Origin of the sequence: Leucobacter luti (genome assembly GCF_019464495.1) — a bacterium.
Classification (GTDB): domain Bacteria; phylum Actinomycetota; class Actinomycetes; order Actinomycetales; family Microbacteriaceae; genus Leucobacter; species Leucobacter luti_A.
On the sequence record NZ_CP080492.1, the window covers coordinates 747,993 to 764,695 of the forward strand.

15 protein-coding genes and 1 riboswitch are annotated in these 16,703 nt (G+C 65.7%); of the genes, 6 read left to right on the forward strand and 9 right to left on the reverse strand.

The window, feature by feature from the left end:
• Positions 1-204: 204 nt before the first annotated feature.
• Positions 205-1,734: a DEAD/DEAH box helicase gene (locus tag K1X41_RS03345; RefSeq protein WP_132205292.1), complete on the forward strand. Its 1,530-nt coding sequence runs from the start codon at positions 205-207 to the stop codon at positions 1,732-1,734.
• A gap of 66 nt (positions 1,735-1,800) precedes the next feature.
• Here the strand turns inward: K1X41_RS03345 and K1X41_RS03350 are convergent, their stop codons facing one another.
• The 3 genes from K1X41_RS03350 to K1X41_RS03360 are packed head-to-tail and all read right to left on the reverse strand — an operon-like array spanning position 1,801 to position 4,603.
• Positions 1,801-2,691: an ABC transporter ATP-binding protein gene (locus K1X41_RS03350; RefSeq protein ID WP_220175319.1), complete on the reverse strand. Its 891-nt coding sequence runs from the start codon at positions 2,689-2,691 to the stop codon at positions 1,801-1,803.
• Complete coding sequence (locus K1X41_RS03355; RefSeq protein WP_258566627.1) at positions 2,688-3,527, reverse strand: ABC transporter permease; 840 nt, start codon at positions 3,525-3,527, stop codon at positions 2,688-2,690. Before K1X41_RS03355 ends, K1X41_RS03350 begins: the two co-directional genes overlap by 4 nt.
• Positions 3,524-4,603 carry an ABC transporter substrate-binding protein gene (locus K1X41_RS03360; RefSeq protein ID WP_220175320.1) on the reverse strand — a complete coding sequence of 360 codons (1,080 nt, stop codon included), beginning with the start codon at positions 4,601-4,603 and terminating at the stop codon, positions 3,524-3,526. The genes K1X41_RS03355 and K1X41_RS03360 overlap by 4 nt, the downstream gene beginning before the upstream one ends.
• Positions 4,604-4,633: 30 nt before the next feature.
• Positions 4,634-4,744: riboswitch (TPP riboswitch) on the reverse strand.
• 89 nt (positions 4,745-4,833) lie between these two features.
• Between K1X41_RS03360 and K1X41_RS03365 the strand changes: the two genes are divergently transcribed.
• Together K1X41_RS03365 and K1X41_RS03370 are read left to right on the forward strand one after the other, a co-directional pair.
• Complete coding sequence (locus K1X41_RS03365; RefSeq protein WP_258566628.1) at positions 4,834-5,496, forward strand: Ykof family thiamine-binding protein; 663 nt, start codon at positions 4,834-4,836, stop codon at positions 5,494-5,496.
• Between the two features lie 73 nt (positions 5,497-5,569).
• Positions 5,570-6,424: an alpha/beta fold hydrolase gene (locus tag K1X41_RS03370; RefSeq protein ID WP_220175321.1), complete on the forward strand. Its 855-nt coding sequence runs from the start codon at positions 5,570-5,572 to the stop codon at positions 6,422-6,424.
• Here K1X41_RS03370 and K1X41_RS03375 read toward each other — a convergent pair.
• Positions 6,421-7,272 carry a PHP domain-containing protein gene (locus K1X41_RS03375; RefSeq protein WP_220175322.1) on the reverse strand — a complete coding sequence of 284 codons (852 nt, stop codon included), beginning with the start codon at positions 7,270-7,272 and terminating at the stop codon, positions 6,421-6,423. The genes K1X41_RS03370 and K1X41_RS03375 overlap by 4 nt on opposite strands.
• A 56-nt stretch (positions 7,273-7,328) precedes the next feature.
• Between K1X41_RS03375 and K1X41_RS03380 the strand changes: the two genes are divergently transcribed.
• Entirely contained in the window at positions 7,329-8,714 is a 1,386-nt protein-coding gene (locus K1X41_RS03380; protein ID WP_132205056.1) for an aminopeptidase P family protein, read from the forward strand.
• A gap of 152 nt (positions 8,715-8,866) precedes the next feature.
• On the opposite strand, the gene K1X41_RS03385 is transcribed toward K1X41_RS03380, so the two are convergent.
• From K1X41_RS03385 to K1X41_RS03395, 3 genes are all read right to left on the reverse strand, one after another.
• Positions 8,867-9,157 (reverse strand): YchJ family protein, encoded by a 291-nt coding sequence (locus K1X41_RS03385; protein WP_166644387.1) that lies wholly within the window; start codon positions 9,155-9,157, stop codon positions 8,867-8,869.
• A 110-nt stretch (positions 9,158-9,267) separates the two neighbouring features.
• Positions 9,268-10,179, reverse strand: a complete 912-nt coding sequence (locus tag K1X41_RS03390) for a glutaminase (protein WP_220175323.1) — start codon at positions 10,177-10,179, stop codon at positions 9,268-9,270.
• 73 nt (positions 10,180-10,252) lie between these two features.
• Positions 10,253-11,917, reverse strand: coding sequence for a DUF885 domain-containing protein (locus K1X41_RS03395; protein ID WP_220175324.1), 1,665 nt, complete (start codon positions 11,915-11,917; stop codon positions 10,253-10,255).
• Positions 11,918-12,045: 128 nt separating this feature from the next.
• Here K1X41_RS03395 and K1X41_RS03400 point away from each other — a divergent pair, with 128 nt between their 5' ends.
• Complete coding sequence (locus K1X41_RS03400; RefSeq protein ID WP_132205048.1) at positions 12,046-12,270, forward strand: hypothetical protein; 225 nt, start codon at positions 12,046-12,048, stop codon at positions 12,268-12,270.
• Between the two features lie 216 nt (positions 12,271-12,486).
• Here K1X41_RS03400 and K1X41_RS03405 read toward each other — a convergent pair whose 3' ends face one another.
• Complete coding sequence (locus K1X41_RS03405; protein ID WP_133616223.1) at positions 12,487-14,082, reverse strand: aminotransferase class I/II-fold pyridoxal phosphate-dependent enzyme; 1,596 nt, start codon at positions 14,080-14,082, stop codon at positions 12,487-12,489.
• 123 nt (positions 14,083-14,205) lie between these two features.
• Between K1X41_RS03405 and K1X41_RS03410 the strand changes: the two genes are divergently transcribed.
• Positions 14,206-15,120 carry a LysR family transcriptional regulator gene (locus K1X41_RS03410; protein WP_132205044.1) on the forward strand — a complete coding sequence of 305 codons (915 nt, stop codon included), beginning with the start codon at positions 14,206-14,208 and terminating at the stop codon, positions 15,118-15,120.
• Between the two features lie 28 nt (positions 15,121-15,148).
• On the opposite strand, the gene K1X41_RS03415 is transcribed toward K1X41_RS03410, so the two are convergent.
• A complete protein-coding gene (locus tag K1X41_RS03415) occupies positions 15,149-16,615 on the reverse strand; it encodes an MDR family MFS transporter (RefSeq protein WP_133616222.1) in 1,467 nt (488 codons plus the stop codon).
• Positions 16,616-16,703 lie beyond the last annotated feature (88 nt).

Sequence of the window (16,703 nt, forward strand, 5' to 3'; positions counted from 1 at the left end):
ACCGCGGCATGCACGCCGGAGTGAATTCCTGCTGACCTCCACAGCATTTGCGGCGCGCGCGAATAGACTGAATAGCGTACGTATTCACCGCCGACGCCGAAGGAGCGTTCGGCCGCTGCGCCTTTGACACCGCGCGCAGCACTGCACACACCGTTAAAGGACGCACACGTGACGACATTTCTCGAACTCGGCGTTGACCAGGACATGGTCGACGCACTCGCTGGCAAGGGCATCCTCGAAGCCTTCCCGATCCAGGAACAGACCATCCCGCTCGCACTGACCGGGCAGGACATCATCGGCCAGGCAAAGACCGGCACCGGCAAGACATTTGGCTTTGGGCTCCCACTGCTCCAGCGGATCGGCGCAAACCCCGAGCCCGGCGTGCAGGCACTCATCGTGGTGCCGACCCGCGAGCTCGCCGTCCAGGTTACGGAAGACCTTGAGATCGCCTCGCAGAATCGCGCGGCCACGCTCGTTTCAATTTACGGCGGCAAAGCCTACGAAGGTCAGATCGAGCAGCTCAAGGCTGGCGCTCAGATCGTGGTTGGCACCCCCGGTCGGCTCCTCGACCTCGCCAATCAGCGCCTGCTCGATCTCACGAAGGTCCGTGAGATGGTGCTCGATGAGGCCGACAAGATGCTCGATCTTGGGTTCCTCGCTGATATCGAGAAGCTGTTCTCGCTGACCCCGCCTGTGCGGCACACGATGCTGTTCTCGGCGACGATGCCCGGCACGATCGTGACGCTCGCCCGTCGCTTCATGTCGAACCCGATCCACATTCGTGCGACAGATCCGGATGAAGGGCTCACACAGGCCAACATCGAGCACATCGTCTACCGCGCTCACTCGCTGGACAAAGACGAGGTCATCGGACGGATCCTCATGGCCGAGGGCCGGGGCAAGACCGTCGTCTTCATGCGCACGAAGCGCGCTGCGGCGAAGCTGACCGAAGAGCTCACCGACCGCGGCTTCAATGCGGCTGCCGTGCACGGCGATCTCAACCAGGAGCAGCGCGAGCGGGCAATGGCCGCGTTCAAGGCAGGCAAGAAAGACATCCTGATCGCTACCGATGTCGCCGCCCGCGGCATCGACGTTGACGATGTCACGCACGTGATCAACCACACAGTGCCGGACGATGACAAGACGTATCTGCACCGCGTGGGCCGCACCGGTCGCGCTGGCCGCACCGGCATCGCCGTGACCTTCGTTGATTGGGATGACCTGCACAAGTGGGCGCTAATCAACAAGGCGCTCGATTTCGGAGTGCCTGAGCCCGTCGAGACGTACTCGTCCTCACCACATCTGTTCGAGGATCTCAAGATCCCCGCGGGCACGAAGGGTCGACTCAAGGCAACGCCAGTCAAGGAGCGACCGGCGCGCGAGGGCGCACGAGCCGGCGGACGCAGCGCTGGATCACGCGAGGGTAACCGCGACGCCGGAACGCGCGAGGAGCGCGGCTCCGAGGGTACGCGCACGCGCCGCCGCACCCGCGATGCGAACCCGAAGGGTCCGGGTCGTCACGAAACACACAGCCACGAGGCGCACGGCCACGACGCTGAGGGCGGCGGCGAGCCGGGAGCTCCCCTCCACACCGAAGGCGAGGCGCCCCGCCGACGTCGCCGACGTCGGGGCGGCGCGGGTCGCGGTGCCGACTCAGCCGGCACGCCGTCGGGAGCCGAGCAGGCGGGCGAGCAGGCGTCTGCTGCTCCGATCGCCGAGGCCCCCGCAGCCTAATCGCACGTACCCCGCAGTTTGGCCCGAGCGGGCTGCTTCGAACTCGCTGAAGCAGCCCGCTCTGGCCTACGTATGAGCGGAGCTCGAAGTCACTCCCGCGGCCGCGACTAGGAGTTCGTGCAGATCAGCTTCGAGCAGCGGGACTCGTGGATCGCGCAGGAACGCAGTGCCACGCGGGATGGTCCGCGGAATCGCCACTTCGCCCGCAATCCGGCTCGGCCCAGTCGCCACACTCGTGCGCGAGCCAGCGATGCGCTGCCCAGCGTTAAGCGGCCCCTGAGCGTCCAGCTGAGCATTACACGACTCCCCTAATTCAAGCCCTGGCCCGCTCCCGAGCACGAGCACGCGATCGCTCAGACGCACAGCTTCGCGGATGTCATGGGTGATCAGCAGGATGCTCCAACCGTGCACACCCCAGATCTCCAGTAGCCAGCGCTGCAGTTCATCTCGAGTGATCGCGTCGAGCGCGCCGAACGGCTCATCCAGCAGCAGGACCGGTTTCCCCTGCACGACCGTGCGCAGGAACGACACCCGCTGCCGCATACCGCCGGACAACTGTCGCGGATAGCGCTGCTCAGTTCCAGCGAGACCAAACGGCGCGAAGAGTTCCTTCGCCCGCCCGCGCGCAACGCGGCGAGACAGCCCAGACACTTCGAGCCCGATTCCGGCGTTGTCGAGGATCCGTCGCCACGGAAACAGCACGTCTCGCTGTGGCATATAGGCGAATGGCCGGTCCCGGCCCCTCGCGCTGGAGTCCATGAGTTCACCCTCGTAGCGGATCTCCCCAGCATCCGGGCGCAGCGCTCCGATGAGCAGCGACAACAGCGTGGACTTCCCGCTCCCACTCGCCCCGACGAGCGATACGATCTCCCCAGCTCCGACGGTCAGTGACACTCCGTCCAGTACCGCGTGATCGCCAAACGATTTCCGCAGCCCAGTCAGTTCCAGCGCCTTCAACGTGCAACTCCCTGTTCGACCCGCACCCACGGCACCGCAACCCGCTCGAGCAGCGCGACGAAGCCGAACAGCGCGAGCGTGAGCACCGAGCTGACGGCAACCGCAGCGAGCACGAGGTCTGTGCGGAACACGTGTTTCGCTGATTGCATATACACGCCGAGACCGGCCACTGCACCGGCGTACTCGGCGAATATCGTGCCCACGACGGCATAGGTGATTGAGATCCGCAGCGCCGAGAAGAACGATGGGATGCCCGCAGGAAGGCGGAGCAGGCCGAACACCCGCCATCGCGAGGCCCCCATCGAGCGCAACAATTGCTCCGCGTCGGGGTCTGCGGCGGCGAATCCTCGCAGCAGCCCCACGACCATCGGGAAGAATGTCACGAAGGCGACAAGCAGGATCTTGGGGAGCAGTCCGAACCCAAACCACAACACCACGAGCGGCGCGAGCGCGACCAGCGGCAGCGTCTGGCTCACCACGAGCACCGGCAGAATCGCCCGTCGCAACACGAGCGAGAAGTCCAGGATGGTCGCCACGAGAAACGCGACGGCCACCGAGAGCGAGAACCCAGTGAGCGTCGCCGTGAGCGTGGGCACTGCGTGGCGAAGCAAAGCCTCACGTTCAGTGATCCCGGAGCCCAGCACCCGCATGGGTGAGGGCAGCAGCTCAGCTGGCACCAGGCCAGCCGTCGTCGCCCACTGCCACACCGTGAGCAACAGCGCCACCGCGATGACCGGCGGCGCCAGAAGCTGGGCGGTCCGCGTCAGCGATGCTGCGGCGGTGCGTGCTCGTGCCGCGCTCACCCCTCGCAGCCGCGCGGAAAGGTCCGCGGTCACTTTCGCAGGTCATCGACATAGTATTCGGACCAATCGGGTTCCTCCTCGACCGGCTTCCCCTCGGCATCCGTGAGAAAGCCACCCGCAAACAGGAATGCGCCAAATGCGTCCCAAGCTTCCGGGTCAACTGCGCCAATCTCTCGCTCAGCGGATGCGAGGTATCCCTCTTCCGCCATCAGTTTCGCGCTGCGTCGCACGAGGTTCTCTGCCGTTCCAAGCGTGTCCGGGTTCGCGGCGATCAGCACGTCTGCGGCCGTGTCAGGGTGCTCGACGGCAAAGGCGTAGCCTCGCGCAACTGCGCGCACAAATGCCGCGGCTTCCTCAGGGTGTTCCGCGAGATACGCATCGCTTGAGATGATGCCGGTCGACTGCTGCTCGGGCACCCCGAAGTCCTGGTACCGCCACGCGCGATAGGGGTGACCATCGATCTCCATCTGCAGGTTTTCCCAGGTCGCAACAGAGAGTGTGAAGTCGATTCGATGCTGCGACAGCGCCTCGTACGCACCGGTGTCGAGCACCACCTCTTCGAAGTCACCCGTTCCCCCATCACCCTGGATTGTAGAACTGGCGAGCGCTCCAAACAGCGGGGCCCCAAAGCCACCAAAGGTCCGGCCGTCGAGGTCTTTCGGTCTGGTGAGGTCGTCACGATCTCCCAGTACGACGAGCCGGCCTGTGTCTGTTTGGGTGATCCGGTACACCGACACCACGTCGAGTCCCGCGGTTCGCGCCATCTGCACACCGGATTGCCCCCCGATTCCAAAGTCGGCCTCGCCAGCCGAGACGAGCTGGCTCGCTGGTGTCGAACCGTACGGCAGGATCTCGACGTCAAGCCCAGCGTCGGCGAAGTATCCTTCTGCCTCCGCGACATAGAGCCCGATGTGATTCGTGTTGGGTGCCCAGTCGAGCGCAAAGGTGATGGGTTCGCGGACCGGCTCAGTGGTGGATCCGGACCCTGAGCCTGCCACACCCGGCGCGCTACAACCGGCCAGCGCGAGCGCCCCTGCAGCGAGCGCGGCGGCCGTGGCCAGGATGCGAGCCGTGCGAGGCGGCGTGTGAACAGAGATGTGGTGACGCATGAGCGTGCCCTTTCAATCGTTGAGGGGGCACGGGTAGTGAAGAGTGTCTCCCTGCGCTGGCATGATCCAGATCAGGTTCGACGGTCGAAAGTTGAGTACTTTCCTCTCAGCCCGGCCTACCGGACTCCCGTGTGCTCCACACCGTAGCAGACAGGAACGCGCCGCTGCCGCACGCGCCTCGCCGCGTTGCAGAGGTGCGAGACGGCCCCGGAATCTTCTAGGGTGGGGCCGTGACCCAGACACCAGCTGCCGCGGGAACCGCGGCCACCGACGTTGTTTCGCCTGCTCCGATGACACCGAGCCAGTACGGCGTCGGCGCCCGCTTCACCCTGTCCGTGTATGACTCGGATTACGTGCGGATCATCCTCGAAGCACTCTCCGCGGCTGACGCCAGTGAGCTCACGATCGAGACCACTGACATCTCGACCTTCGTCGGCGGGTCAGAACAACGCGTACTCGAGTTTCTGCGCGATGTGATCACCACTGCAGCCCGAAGCGGCGCTCACCTTTCGGCTGGGATCCTGCTCTCCCGAGGCTGCCCTGGAGAGCTTGCATGTGAGCTGCCCGCCGGCGTGGCAGCGCTGGGCGCTGCACCGATCGCGCTGGCCCCCGCCGGGGTGCGAGCGCGCGCCCACTGGTCGCTCTACCCACTCCTCGACGGCGGATCGACCGGTGACCACATGACGCCGATCTACGCGGCTATTGCAGACGCGAAGACGGCGGGCGTGTACTCCGGTTCCGACCATTTTGCGACGCGGCTCGACGGCGATCTCGCCGAGCTGCTCGAGGTCGCCGCAAACGGATGGATCGGGGTCGGAGGCGTGGTGCAGCATGTGACAACACACCTCACCGTGTCGCTCAACAGCCCCACGAAGATCTCTGACATCGGCTGAGGTGCCCAGCTCCGCCAGTCACACTTCGTTACCTTCGCCCACGAATCGCGCGAACGCTCCTAGCCTGGCTGACATGAGCATCGACTTCCCAGCCCTGCCAGCGTCCATCACTTCCGAGCGAATCACCGTCGCCGCAGACGTGCAGCTGCGCGTACTCCGAGCGGGCAGCGGTGCACCTCTGCTCCTGGTCCCGGGCTGGAACTTTTCTGGCGAGGTGTTCGTGCACCAGCTCGTTGAGCTCGCAGCCCACTACGAAGTAATCGCGCTCGACCCGAGAGGGCACGGTGAGTCGAGCAAGCCACTTACCGGGAACAACTTCCCGCAGCGCGGACGCGATCTCGCTGCCGTCATCGAGGCGCTCGATCTCCGTTCGATCGCCTTGGCCGGCTGGTCATTCGGCGTCCTTGATGTTCTCTCGTACCTCGGGCAATTCGGCGACGACCGAGTGGCGCGGCTGATCCTCATTGATGAGCCGCCGCGTGTGCCGTTCGACCCGGCCAACGCTGCCGAATGGGGCGAAGCCGCGCTCAGCCACGACGGGCTCCCGGCGTACGTACAATTCCTGTCGACCGATCGCGCAGGCTTCCTTGCCTACATTGCAGCGGATGCCCTCGGAGTTGATCCGGCAGCCGCCGACAGCGATCCTGCCGTCGCGAAACTCATTGCCGACGGAGCGCGCACGCCTGAGCACATCGCGATCATCACCGGCGCGGAGGGGCTCTCAACGGACCTGTCTGCGCCCGCGCTCGCGTTCCACGAAACGGGCAAGCCCGTGCTCTTCTTCGCGAAAGAGGCCTGGGCCGAGGCCGCAGAGCGCTGGGTGACTACTCAGCTGCCGCGAGCCGAGTTCGCAACGATCCCGGTGCACGCCGGATTCCTCACCGAGCCCGCCGCGTTCAACGCACGGCTGACAGCGTTCCTGGGCTAGGCAGGGGTGGCGAGCCCTGCACAGAGCCGTCGCATCACGGGTTCCGGGGTGGTGCGCTCCCCCAATCGGTTCGCTTTCCCAGCGCCGTGGTAGTCGCTGGCCCCGGTCGTCTCGAGGCCCAGTGCCGCGACTGCCGCGACGAGCGGGGGCAGCCAGTCAGCCCGATTCTCAGGATGGTTCAGCTCAACGCCCCACAGGCCAGCTGCCGCGAGCGCCGTGAGTTCACCCCCGGTCGTAGCCCTGCGCTGCCTCGTCGCTGCCGGGTGCGCGAGCACGGAGCGTCCACCGGCTTCTCGCACCATCCGAATCGCGTCAAGCGTCTCGATCGCGTACGTGCCAATGTAGTACGCGGAACCGGGGTAGAGCACCATTTCGAATGCTGTGCTCCGGTCAACGAAGTACCCAGCGGCGACGAGTGCATCGGCAATGTGTGGTCGTCCGACGGTGCGCGCGTCTTCTTCTCCGACTACGTCCTCCCACCGAATCGTATAGTCGCGTGACACGCGGCGCACCATCTCACGGGCACGATCGAGACGTGCGCTGCGGACGAGCGAAAGCGCGGTGAAGAGCTCTGTAGCGCCGGGATCGATCCCATACGCAAGCAGGTGCCGGGATCGACCGTCGTGTTGGGTGGTCAGCTCCATGCCGGGCAGAAACGCGATCCCTGCCCCGGCAGCTGCGGCGCGCGCCTCGTCCCAGCCGGCGATCGTGTCGTGATCGGTGAGCGCGAACCCGGCGAGCCCGATGTCTGCCGCTTCGCGCGCGATCGCGTCTGGGCGCGTCGTACCGTCGGAGTGCACTGAGTGGGTGTGCAGATCGAATCCCCGCCCCGCCCCACTGTGTGTCATGCGCTTCAGTCTATGGGTCACCGGCATTCTCCATCGCGAGGTGAGATGATGGGCGTATGACTGAGCGCGCGCAGACCACTCACGAGGTGGAAATCGACAACAGCAATCGGAGCACGACACCGCAGACGAGTACGTTTGCGGCGTATATCTCCAGCCAGTGGGCGGACCGGCCCGAGCCGCTACCGACTGAGCTTCCCGTGGCCCCGTACGCAGCGGCCCGCCGCAGCGCGCTCGCGGCGCAGTTTCCTGGCGAACGACTCGTGATTGCAGCGGGTGCAATGAAGCAGCGGTCCAACGACACGTTCTACCAGTACCGAGCCCACAGTGCGTTTGCGCATCTCACCGGGTGGGGCGCGGAGAGCGAACCAGGCGCGGTCCTGGTGCTCGACCCCGTGGGAGACAGCCACGAGGCGACGCTGTATTTCCGCGAGCGCGCTGGCCGGGACAGCGACGAGTTTTTTGCAAACCCCGAAATTGGTGAATTCTGGATCGGGGCACGGCCCTCGCTCAGCCAGGTCGCCGCGGCGCTCGGCATTTCTACCGCGCATCTCGCTGACTTCGAGGCGACCCAGACGGACCGCACCGTTGAGGATGCTGAGCTGGCACGAGCCGCCTCGGAACTGCGCCTCGTGAAAGATGCATACGAGCTCGCCCAGATGCAAGCCGCCGTCGATGCAACGGCAACGGGCTTCACTGAGGTGCTCGCTGCGCTCCCGGCCGCGAGTGCCCACCCGCGCGGCGAGCGCATCGTTGAGGGGGTGTTCAACCAGCGCGCTCGGCTCGATGGCAACACCGTGGGCTACGAGACGATCGCCGCGTCTGGCCCGCACGCGTGCACGCTGCATTGGATCCGCAACGACGGCCCCGTGTTGACCGGCGATCTCCTGTTGCTCGATGCAGGTGTGGAGCTCGACAGCCTGTACACCGCAGACATCACTCGCACCGTGCCGGTCTCGGGCACCTTCAGCGAGGTGCAGCGCCGGGTGTACGAAGCAGTGCTCGAGGCAGCGGACGCGGCACGGGCGATCGTGCGCCCCGGAATCCGCTTCAGCGACGTGCACGCGGCCGCGATGGAGGTCATCGAGCGCCGCACCCGCGAGTGGGGATTGCTCCCTGAGGATGACGGCACCGCGTACTATCGCCGCTACATGGTGCACGGGACGAGCCATCACCTCGGTCTCGACGTGCACGACTGTGCGCAGGCGCGACGCGAAATGTACATGGACGGGATGTTGGAGCCGGGCATGGTGTTCACCATCGAGCCGGGGCTGTACTTCCAGCCGGACGACCTCACAGTTCCGGAAGAGTTCCGCGGCATCGGTGTGCGAATCGAAGACGACATCGTCGTGACCGAGGACGGCTGTGTCAATCTCTCGGCAGATATCCCGCGCACGGCCGACGCCGTGGAGGCCTGGATCCGCGACGCGCAGGCAGGGGCCTAGCCAGCCTGCACCCCACGACGCGTGCGCCGGTGCTGCGCGCCCGGGCGCCAGCTCCGGCTCCGCGCCTCAAGCAGCTCGCTGGACCTTGGTGCGAGCCACAGTGGGGCCTCAGAACGACTGAGGCCCCACTCTGCGTCGTCTGCCCGGTGGGGCTATGCTGCGTCGCCGTCGACGTAGCGCCAGTGCCCGTCAGCACCACGCGCGAAGCGGCTGCGTTCACGCTGCTCGAAACGACCGTCCTGGCCGCGCCCGATTGCCGTGAATGTCACGAACCCTGCATCATCGTCCGGCCCACCCCCGGTCGTGTCCGCGATGAACAGCCGTCGCCACTCCACCGTGTCGTCGAGGTCGAAATCGCTTCGATCCGGCCGCGTATGCGGATCCCAACTGCGCAAGAGATACTCGGGCAGTCCGAGCGCGAATGCGCTGAACCGTGAGCGCATCAAACGTTCGGCCGATGGTGCCGGCTCGCCAGCATGCAGCGGACCACAGCAGGCACAGTAGGCCGCTCCGCTGCCGCACGGGCATGGACCATCTGTGCGCCAACCCGTGTTCAAAAGACCGACCAGCCGGTGCGGGAGGTGAACTCGTCCAGCGCCGCCATGCCGACAAGCGAGTTGCCCGCGCTGTCGAGCCCGGGTGCCCACACGCAGATCGAGCACTTCCCAGGCACGATCGCGAGGATCCCGCCTCCAACGCCGCTTTTGCCAGGCAGTCCAACCCGGTAAGCGAATTCCGCAGCAGCGTCATAGAAGCCGGCTGTCAGCATCACGGCGTTCACACGCTTTGCCTGGAGCGGGCTGATCAGCTCAGTGCCGTCAGCGCGCACTCCGCCGCGCGATAGGAACGCACCGGCAGCCGCGAGCTCGGCACAGCTCATCGAAATCGCACATTGATCGAAGTACCGGTCCAGCACCGCACCGACCTCGTTGCGGAGGTTCCCGAAGCTCGAGAGCAGATACGCGATGGAGCGGTTCCGGTCCGAGTGCCCGGCCTCCGAGGTCGAGACGAGTGCGTCGGGCCGTATCTCCGGGTTTCCGGCCTCAGTGCGCAGCAGATCCAGCAGCGGATTCGCGTCTGTGCCACTCACCCCGAGGAGATGATCTGTCACCACGAGCGCTCCGGCGTTCATAAACGGATTGCGCGGGATCCCGCGTTTGAATTCGAGCTGAGCGAGCGAGTTGAACGCGGCACCCGACGGTTCGCGCCCCACCCGATCCCAAATCGCATCGCCAGACGCCTGAAGCGCGAGCACCAGCGTGAACACTTTCGAGATGCTCTGGATTGAGAAGGGCACCTCGAAGTCGCCAACGCCGTAGCTCGATCCGTCGTTCATCACCACGGACATGCCGAACTGGTCCGGGTTCACCGCAGCCAGCCGAGGGATGTACTCGGCCACCACACCCGAGCCAATCTGGGGGCCCACAGCCTCGGCGATTTCATCGAGCGTTGCTTGCATATCCATGCGGTAACACTACTCTTCGGGGCTGGCCTTCGGGCGCCACGGATCAGTGTGCGAGATCAGGTGATTCGGCTGCTCAGTTCTGACCGAGCTCGCCGCGCAGCACCCGCTGCAGCGTATCCAGTCGAACACCGCCAAGCGCGAGCGCGCTGCGGTGGAAGTCGCGCACGTCGAACCCCGCTCCCGACTGTGCCGCCGCCTCGTCACGCAGCTGCTCCCAGATCCGCTGCCCCACCTTATAGGAGGGCGCCTGGCCCGCCCAGCCGAGATATCGCAGCACCTCGAAGCGCACGAAGCCGTCATTCATGTTCACGTGCTGCGCCATGAACGCGAACGCGGCGTCGCCGTCCCACGTGCCACCGTCAGGGTGCGGCTTGCCGAGGTGCACGCCAATGTCGAGCACCACGCGCGCCGCGCGCATGCGCTGTCCGTCGAGCATGCCGAGACGATCCGCCGGATCATCGAGGTAGCCCAGCTGTTCCATGAGGCGCTCAGCATAGAGTGCCCAGCCCTCAGCGTGGCCTGAGGTCCCGGCAAGTTGCCTGCGCCACTCATTCAACGTGCTGCGATTCACCACCGCCTGACCGATCTGCAGGTGGTGCCCAGGCACGCCCTCGTGGAACACCGTGGTGAGTTCGCGCCAGGTATCGAACTCGGTGACCCCCTCCGGCACGGACCACCACATGCGGCCGGGGCGCGAGAAGTCATCGCTCGGGCCCGTGTAGTAGATCCCACCCTCCTGAGTCGGCGCGATCATGCACTCGAGCGCCCGGATCTCCGCTGGGATGTCGAACTGCGTCTCTCCGAGCTCCGCAACCGCGCGGTCGCTCGTCTCCTGCATCCAGCGCTGCAGCGCATCAGTGCCGCGCAGCTTGCGCGACTCGTCCTGCTCGAGCTGCGCGATCGCCTCTGCGACGATTCCCGGATGGCGTGACCCGCCAACGATTTCCGCCGCGATCCGCTCCTGCTCGTCAACCATGCGTGCGAGCTCCTCGAGGCCCCACTCGTAGGTCTCGTCGAGGTCGACCCGCGCGCCCAGAAAGGCTTCTGACGCGAGTGTGTAGCGTTCCCGCCCAAAGGCGTCGGTCGCCGGCGCGCGCGGCGCCAGATCTCGGTCGAGGAAGTCAGCGAACTCGTCATAGGCTCGCGCGGCAGCGGTCGCGGCCACCTCCAGCGCCGGATCCTGGCCTGCCACGAGGAGCCCGAAGAAGCCGGGCGTACCCGGAGTGCCCGCGGTGCGCCTGGTCTGCGCGGCGACCTCGGTAACCTGGCGCAGCGCAGGAACCAGCCCACGCTCGACGCCGAGTTCGAGTGCCGCTCGGTAGCCGTGCAGGGCGGCGGGAATCGCGCGCAACCGCTCCCCAATATCAGCCCAGTCCGCGTCGTTCGATGTGGGCATGAGGTCAAAGATGTCCCGCATCTGCTGCAACGGTGACTCGATCACGTTCAGATCACGCAAGTCCTCACCCGCCTCGTGCTGCGCGAGTCCGAGCCGCAGCTCCGCCGCGAGATCAGCGCGGGTGACGCGGTCGACATCGTCCACCGGGGTGGCGGCTTCGAGTTCGGCGAGAGTGGTGCGCTGAGCGTCGGCGAACGCGTCCCCGCCCTCTGGTGAGTAGTCAGGCAGCCCTCCGCCCGTGCGACCGATATACGTGCCGATAGTGGGGTCGTGCGTGACCAGGGTATTGACCCAGGCCTCGGCGACGCGGTCGATGGGAGTCTGCTGCCGCGGATTTGTCATGCTCCCAGCCTACGATGCGCCGGCGCGCGACCCGCCGGCTGGCGAACGCTTCGATGCACGCTAGGATGGGGACATTGGTGCACGGGCTCTGGGCTCGTCTGCCGCACAGACTCGCGAGGAGAACAAACGTGAAGATCCGTACCCGTATCGCCACCGCCGTGACCGTAGCGCTTGCATCGGTGTTCGTGGCCGCGCCCGCGTTCGCTTCCGGCGGCGACAACACCGGGGACTCGATGTTCTCGTCGGCGGGGCAGCCCGTCGATGTGGTCGCAATCTCGATCGTCGGCGTGATCCTGCTCGCCGTGATCCTGATCGGCTCGACGCTGGTCGGGAACCTCTTCGAGAAGAAGTAGCACCTCAGTTCATATACACACAGGGGCGGCGATCCGAGTGGATCGCCGCCCCTGTGCGTATATGAGGCCCCCTTCGGCCCTGCTCTGCGCTCTGCATCAGGGCAGGGGTCCAGCTTCAGCGAGATGAAATCGTCCTGATCCAACTCGCTGAAGCCGGATGGCGCCCTGAAGCAGGGCCTGAAGCAGGGCCTGGCTGCGCACGTGCGCCGGAGCGCCCTACTCGCGTACGACGCGGAGTGTGGCGACCTCGGCATCCAACGCACCGCGCACATAGCCCGTCGGGGAAGTTGCCACGGCCTGCAGGAACGCAACGGTCTCCGCGGTAATCGCCTCTCCTGGCAGGAGATTCGGGATCCCTGGCGGGTACGCAGCGAGAGTGTCCGCGGAAATACGGCCGACCGCTGCGCCAGCCGCCACCACGTCGCTCTCACCGAAGAATGCCTCGCGCGGGCGCATCCGCAGCTCACCGGCTTCCGGCAGCGGCGGGAACGCAATCGCGTCAGCCGCTGGCAGCGTGGCAGCCTCGTCAGCGACGGCACCAAGGTCCCGCATGAAGCGGTCGACGTCCACTGTGCGGAGCGCTCCCACCACAAGCACCACACTGGTTGCCGTGGACATTTCCAAGTAGGTGTCGTGCGCCTCCATCATGCGAGAGCGCACCCAGTGCCCGCTCTGTCCCAGAGCCGTGACGTCCACGGGAATCCGGAGCGCGTCCGTGGCGACGATGTCCCGGTACTCCGGGAAGCGATCGCTGATCACGGTGAAGCGCGGGTCCTCACGGAGACGCTCACGAAGCTGCTCGGCGGCGTCGACGGCACCTTGGATCTGCTCGCCCCCCTGCACGAGGGCGCGCCGCGCAACGTCAAGCGATCCCATCAGGATGCCACTCATCGAGGTCGACGCGGTCATCGAGTAGGCGCGCGCCACGAGCGGCTCGAGCTGCTCAGCGAAGCGGGTGTCCCCCAAGTGCAGCATCGCCGACTGCGTGAGCGATCCGGCAAGCTTGTGTGTGCTCGAGACCACCAGATCGGCGCCAAGCCGCGCCGGCGACTCCGGCAGATCGGGGTGGAACCCGAAGTGCGCACCCCACGCTCCGTCGACAATAATCGCGGCGTCGTGGGCATGCGCGACTTCTGCAAGGCCAGCAACATCCGCGGTTGAGCCGAAGTAGCTCGGCGACACCACAAGCACGCTCGACACCGGCCGGCCCGCTTCCGCTTCACGGGTGAGGGCTTCGTCAAGCTTCTCTGGAGTCAAGCCGTGCGCGATCCCGTGGTGCTCATCAATGTTCGGGGACACAAACGCGGGCAGCAACCCGGCCAAGAGCACGCCATCGGTCAGGCTTGAGTGCATGCTGCGCTGGATCATGATCCGCTCGCCCAGGCCACGCACAGCAATTGCCGCCGTGCGGTTCGCTTGGGACGCCCCGTTGGTCAGGAACCAGGTTCGCTTCGCTCCCCACGCATCAGCGGCAAGGCGCTGCGCTTGCACGAGCGGAGAATCGTCCCCCAGGTCAATGCCTGGCAACATGAGCGGCACGTCGAGTTCAGGGACCCGGTCTCCGAACAGCTCAGCGAGGTGCACCCCTCCGTGCGCAGGGTCATTGCCGTGCCCCGGCACCATGAATGAGCGCGGCTCGGAATCCGCGAAGCGCTGAAGGGCTTCGGCATAGGGTGCGCGTTCGTGCTCTGGCCCAAAATTCGGGGCTACACGTCTTCCACTCTGACCTTCAGTCGCCTGCGAATCCCGCACACCTGCGTGGCGAGCGGTTTGGTCTTGGGGGTCCACGAAGCGTGAGTCCTGAAGCAGCATGGTGCCAGAGTGCCCGCTTCTCCCGCGCGCGGGAACCCCTTGATCGACTCCCTGGGACCATATACAGTATTGAACACTGCCGGGCACTTGGGCGGGTATGGTCCATACGACAAGGGGATACTCATGATCGATCTGCGACAGCTCCAGGCGCTCAGTGCCGTCGCCGCCGAGGGTTCGGTCGCGAGAGCGGCTACACGCCTCGGCTGGAGCCAACCCACTGTCGACTATCACCTCCGCAATCTCGACCGACTGGTCGGCGCTGATCTGACGGTGCGGAGTACACGCGGTAGCAAACTCACGACCGCCGGCACCCTCATGCTGGAACGCGGCGAGGAGATCCTCGGGCTCTCCGATCGCGCCCTAACCGACGTGCGAGACTTGGCGCAGCTGGGCAGGATCCGCCTGCGTTTCGGCACGTTCCCCACAGCCGCGGCGAGGCTATTGCCCGGGATTACGAGCCGTGTTGCAGAGCTCGGGATCGAATTGGATGCCACACTCGAAGAGCTTTCCCCGCTCGTCACCCGGATCAACCAGCACACGCTCGACGCCGCGCTGGTGTATGCCGCCGGCGGCTACAAACTGCCGTTCCGCGCCGAAGTGCACACGACACACTTGTTTACCGATCCAATGCTGCTCGCCCTCCCGTCGACCCACCCGGCCGCCCACTTTCGCAGCTTTGACCGCGAACGACTGTTGTCGCTCTCCGGTGACAGCTGGGTGATGGGCTCGACGCCAGGCGACACACTCGACGATCTGGTGCGCGAGGTCTTCCTCGCAGAGGGCCACAAAGTGGATGTTGCGATCCGCACTGACGACTATTCGGTGGTGCTCGGCCTCATTGCCGCAGGAATGGCTGTGGCACTCGTGCCGAGCCTGGCAAGCTATCACCCTCCCGAAGGGGTGGTGCTCCGTCCGATCGACGATCCGCGCTTCGCGCGTGAGCTTCTCCTCGCCGCGCCAGCCGGACCCAGCGGCCCATCGGCCGCCGTGCGGCAACTGGCAGAAGCAGTTCGGCGCTCGATCAGCGCACTGGGCTGATCGAGCGCCGAACCGGCAGGCGCGACCGCTAGTGCCCCGCTCCCACCTGCTGGTCCGCCGGCTTCTGAATGAAGAAGGCGAGCACCACCGGCACAAGCGCGATACACGCCGCCGTGAAGAACGCGGCCTGAGTGCCTGGCGCGCCAGCGTCTTCGATCGAGAGCCCGACCTGCTCCCCTGCGTGCAGGTAGCCTGAGTAGATCGTGATCAGCACGGCAGTGCCAACGGCACCGGCGACCTGTTGCAGCGTGTTCAGCGCTGCGGAGCCGTGCGAGTACAGCGAGCGATCTAGCGACCCGAGCGAGGCTGAGAACAGCGGTGTGAAGGATCCTGCGAGCCCGAGCGACATAGCGATCTGCACGACAATGAGGAACCACATCGGCGTGTGGGTTCCGACTGTCGAGTAGACGAACATCGCAGCGGCGATCAGGATCGTGCCGGGCACGAGCAGTGTCTTCGGTCCGCGCGCATCGTAGATGCGCCCCATGACCGGCCCCATGAGGCCCATAATCACGGAGCCCGGCAGCAGCACGAGGCCCGCCTCAGTGGGATCAAGTCCCGCGACGTTCTGCAGATACAGCGGGAGCAGTGAGAACGTGCCAAACATCGATAGCGACACGATGGCCATGATGATGACCGCGATCACATAGTTCCGCGACAGGAAAATCCGCAGATCGAGCAGCGCGTCATCCTTCTTCTGAAGCACCAGCTGGCGCCACACGAAGAGGCCAAGGAACACCGCGCCGCCGACGATCACGACGACCGGATGGACTCCGCCGGAACTTGCGCCATGGCCGCCAATTTGACTCAGCCCGAATACGATCCCGCCGAACGCGAACGCCGAAAGCACAATGGACAGCACGTCAATCGGCGCGTGCTTCGTCTCGCCGAGATTGGTCATCCACTTGAGCCCGAGCAGCATGGCAATGATCGCGATGGGAAGAATGATCCCGAACAGCCAACGCCAGCCGAGAGAGTCGAGCACGACGCCTGAGAGGGTCGGGCCGAGCGCAGGGGCCAGGCTGATGACCAGACCGACGCGGCCCATCATGCGCCCGCGGGACTGCGGGGGCACCACGTTCATCACGGTCGTCATGAGGAGCGGCATCATGATGCCGGTACCAGCAGCCTGCACCACACGGCCAGCGAGCAGCGCCGGGAAGCCAGGAGCGACCAGACAGATCGCCGTGCCGATAATGAACGTGATGATGGCGGCGAGGAAGACCTGCCGAGTCGTGAAGCGCTGCAGCATGAACCCGGTCGTGGGAATCACGACGGCCATGGTCAGCATGAATGCGCTCGTGAGCCACTGCCCGAGCTCAGGTGGAATGCCGAGCGAGACGTTGAGCGCCGGGATGGCAATCGCCATCGTGGTCTCGTTGAGGATCGCGACGAATGCGGCGACGAGCAGCAACCAGATCACACGCATTCCTGCGGGGTCAATGGTGGTGTCGTGCGCGTTCGGCGTCCGAACGGGTGAGGTATCAGGGGTCACGAAGTGAAGCTCCTACTGGAAGACGGATCTGCCCCGGGAGCTGAGCGTGCGAAGCTGAGTCGGAGGCAGACGTATTAGTCTAACTCCG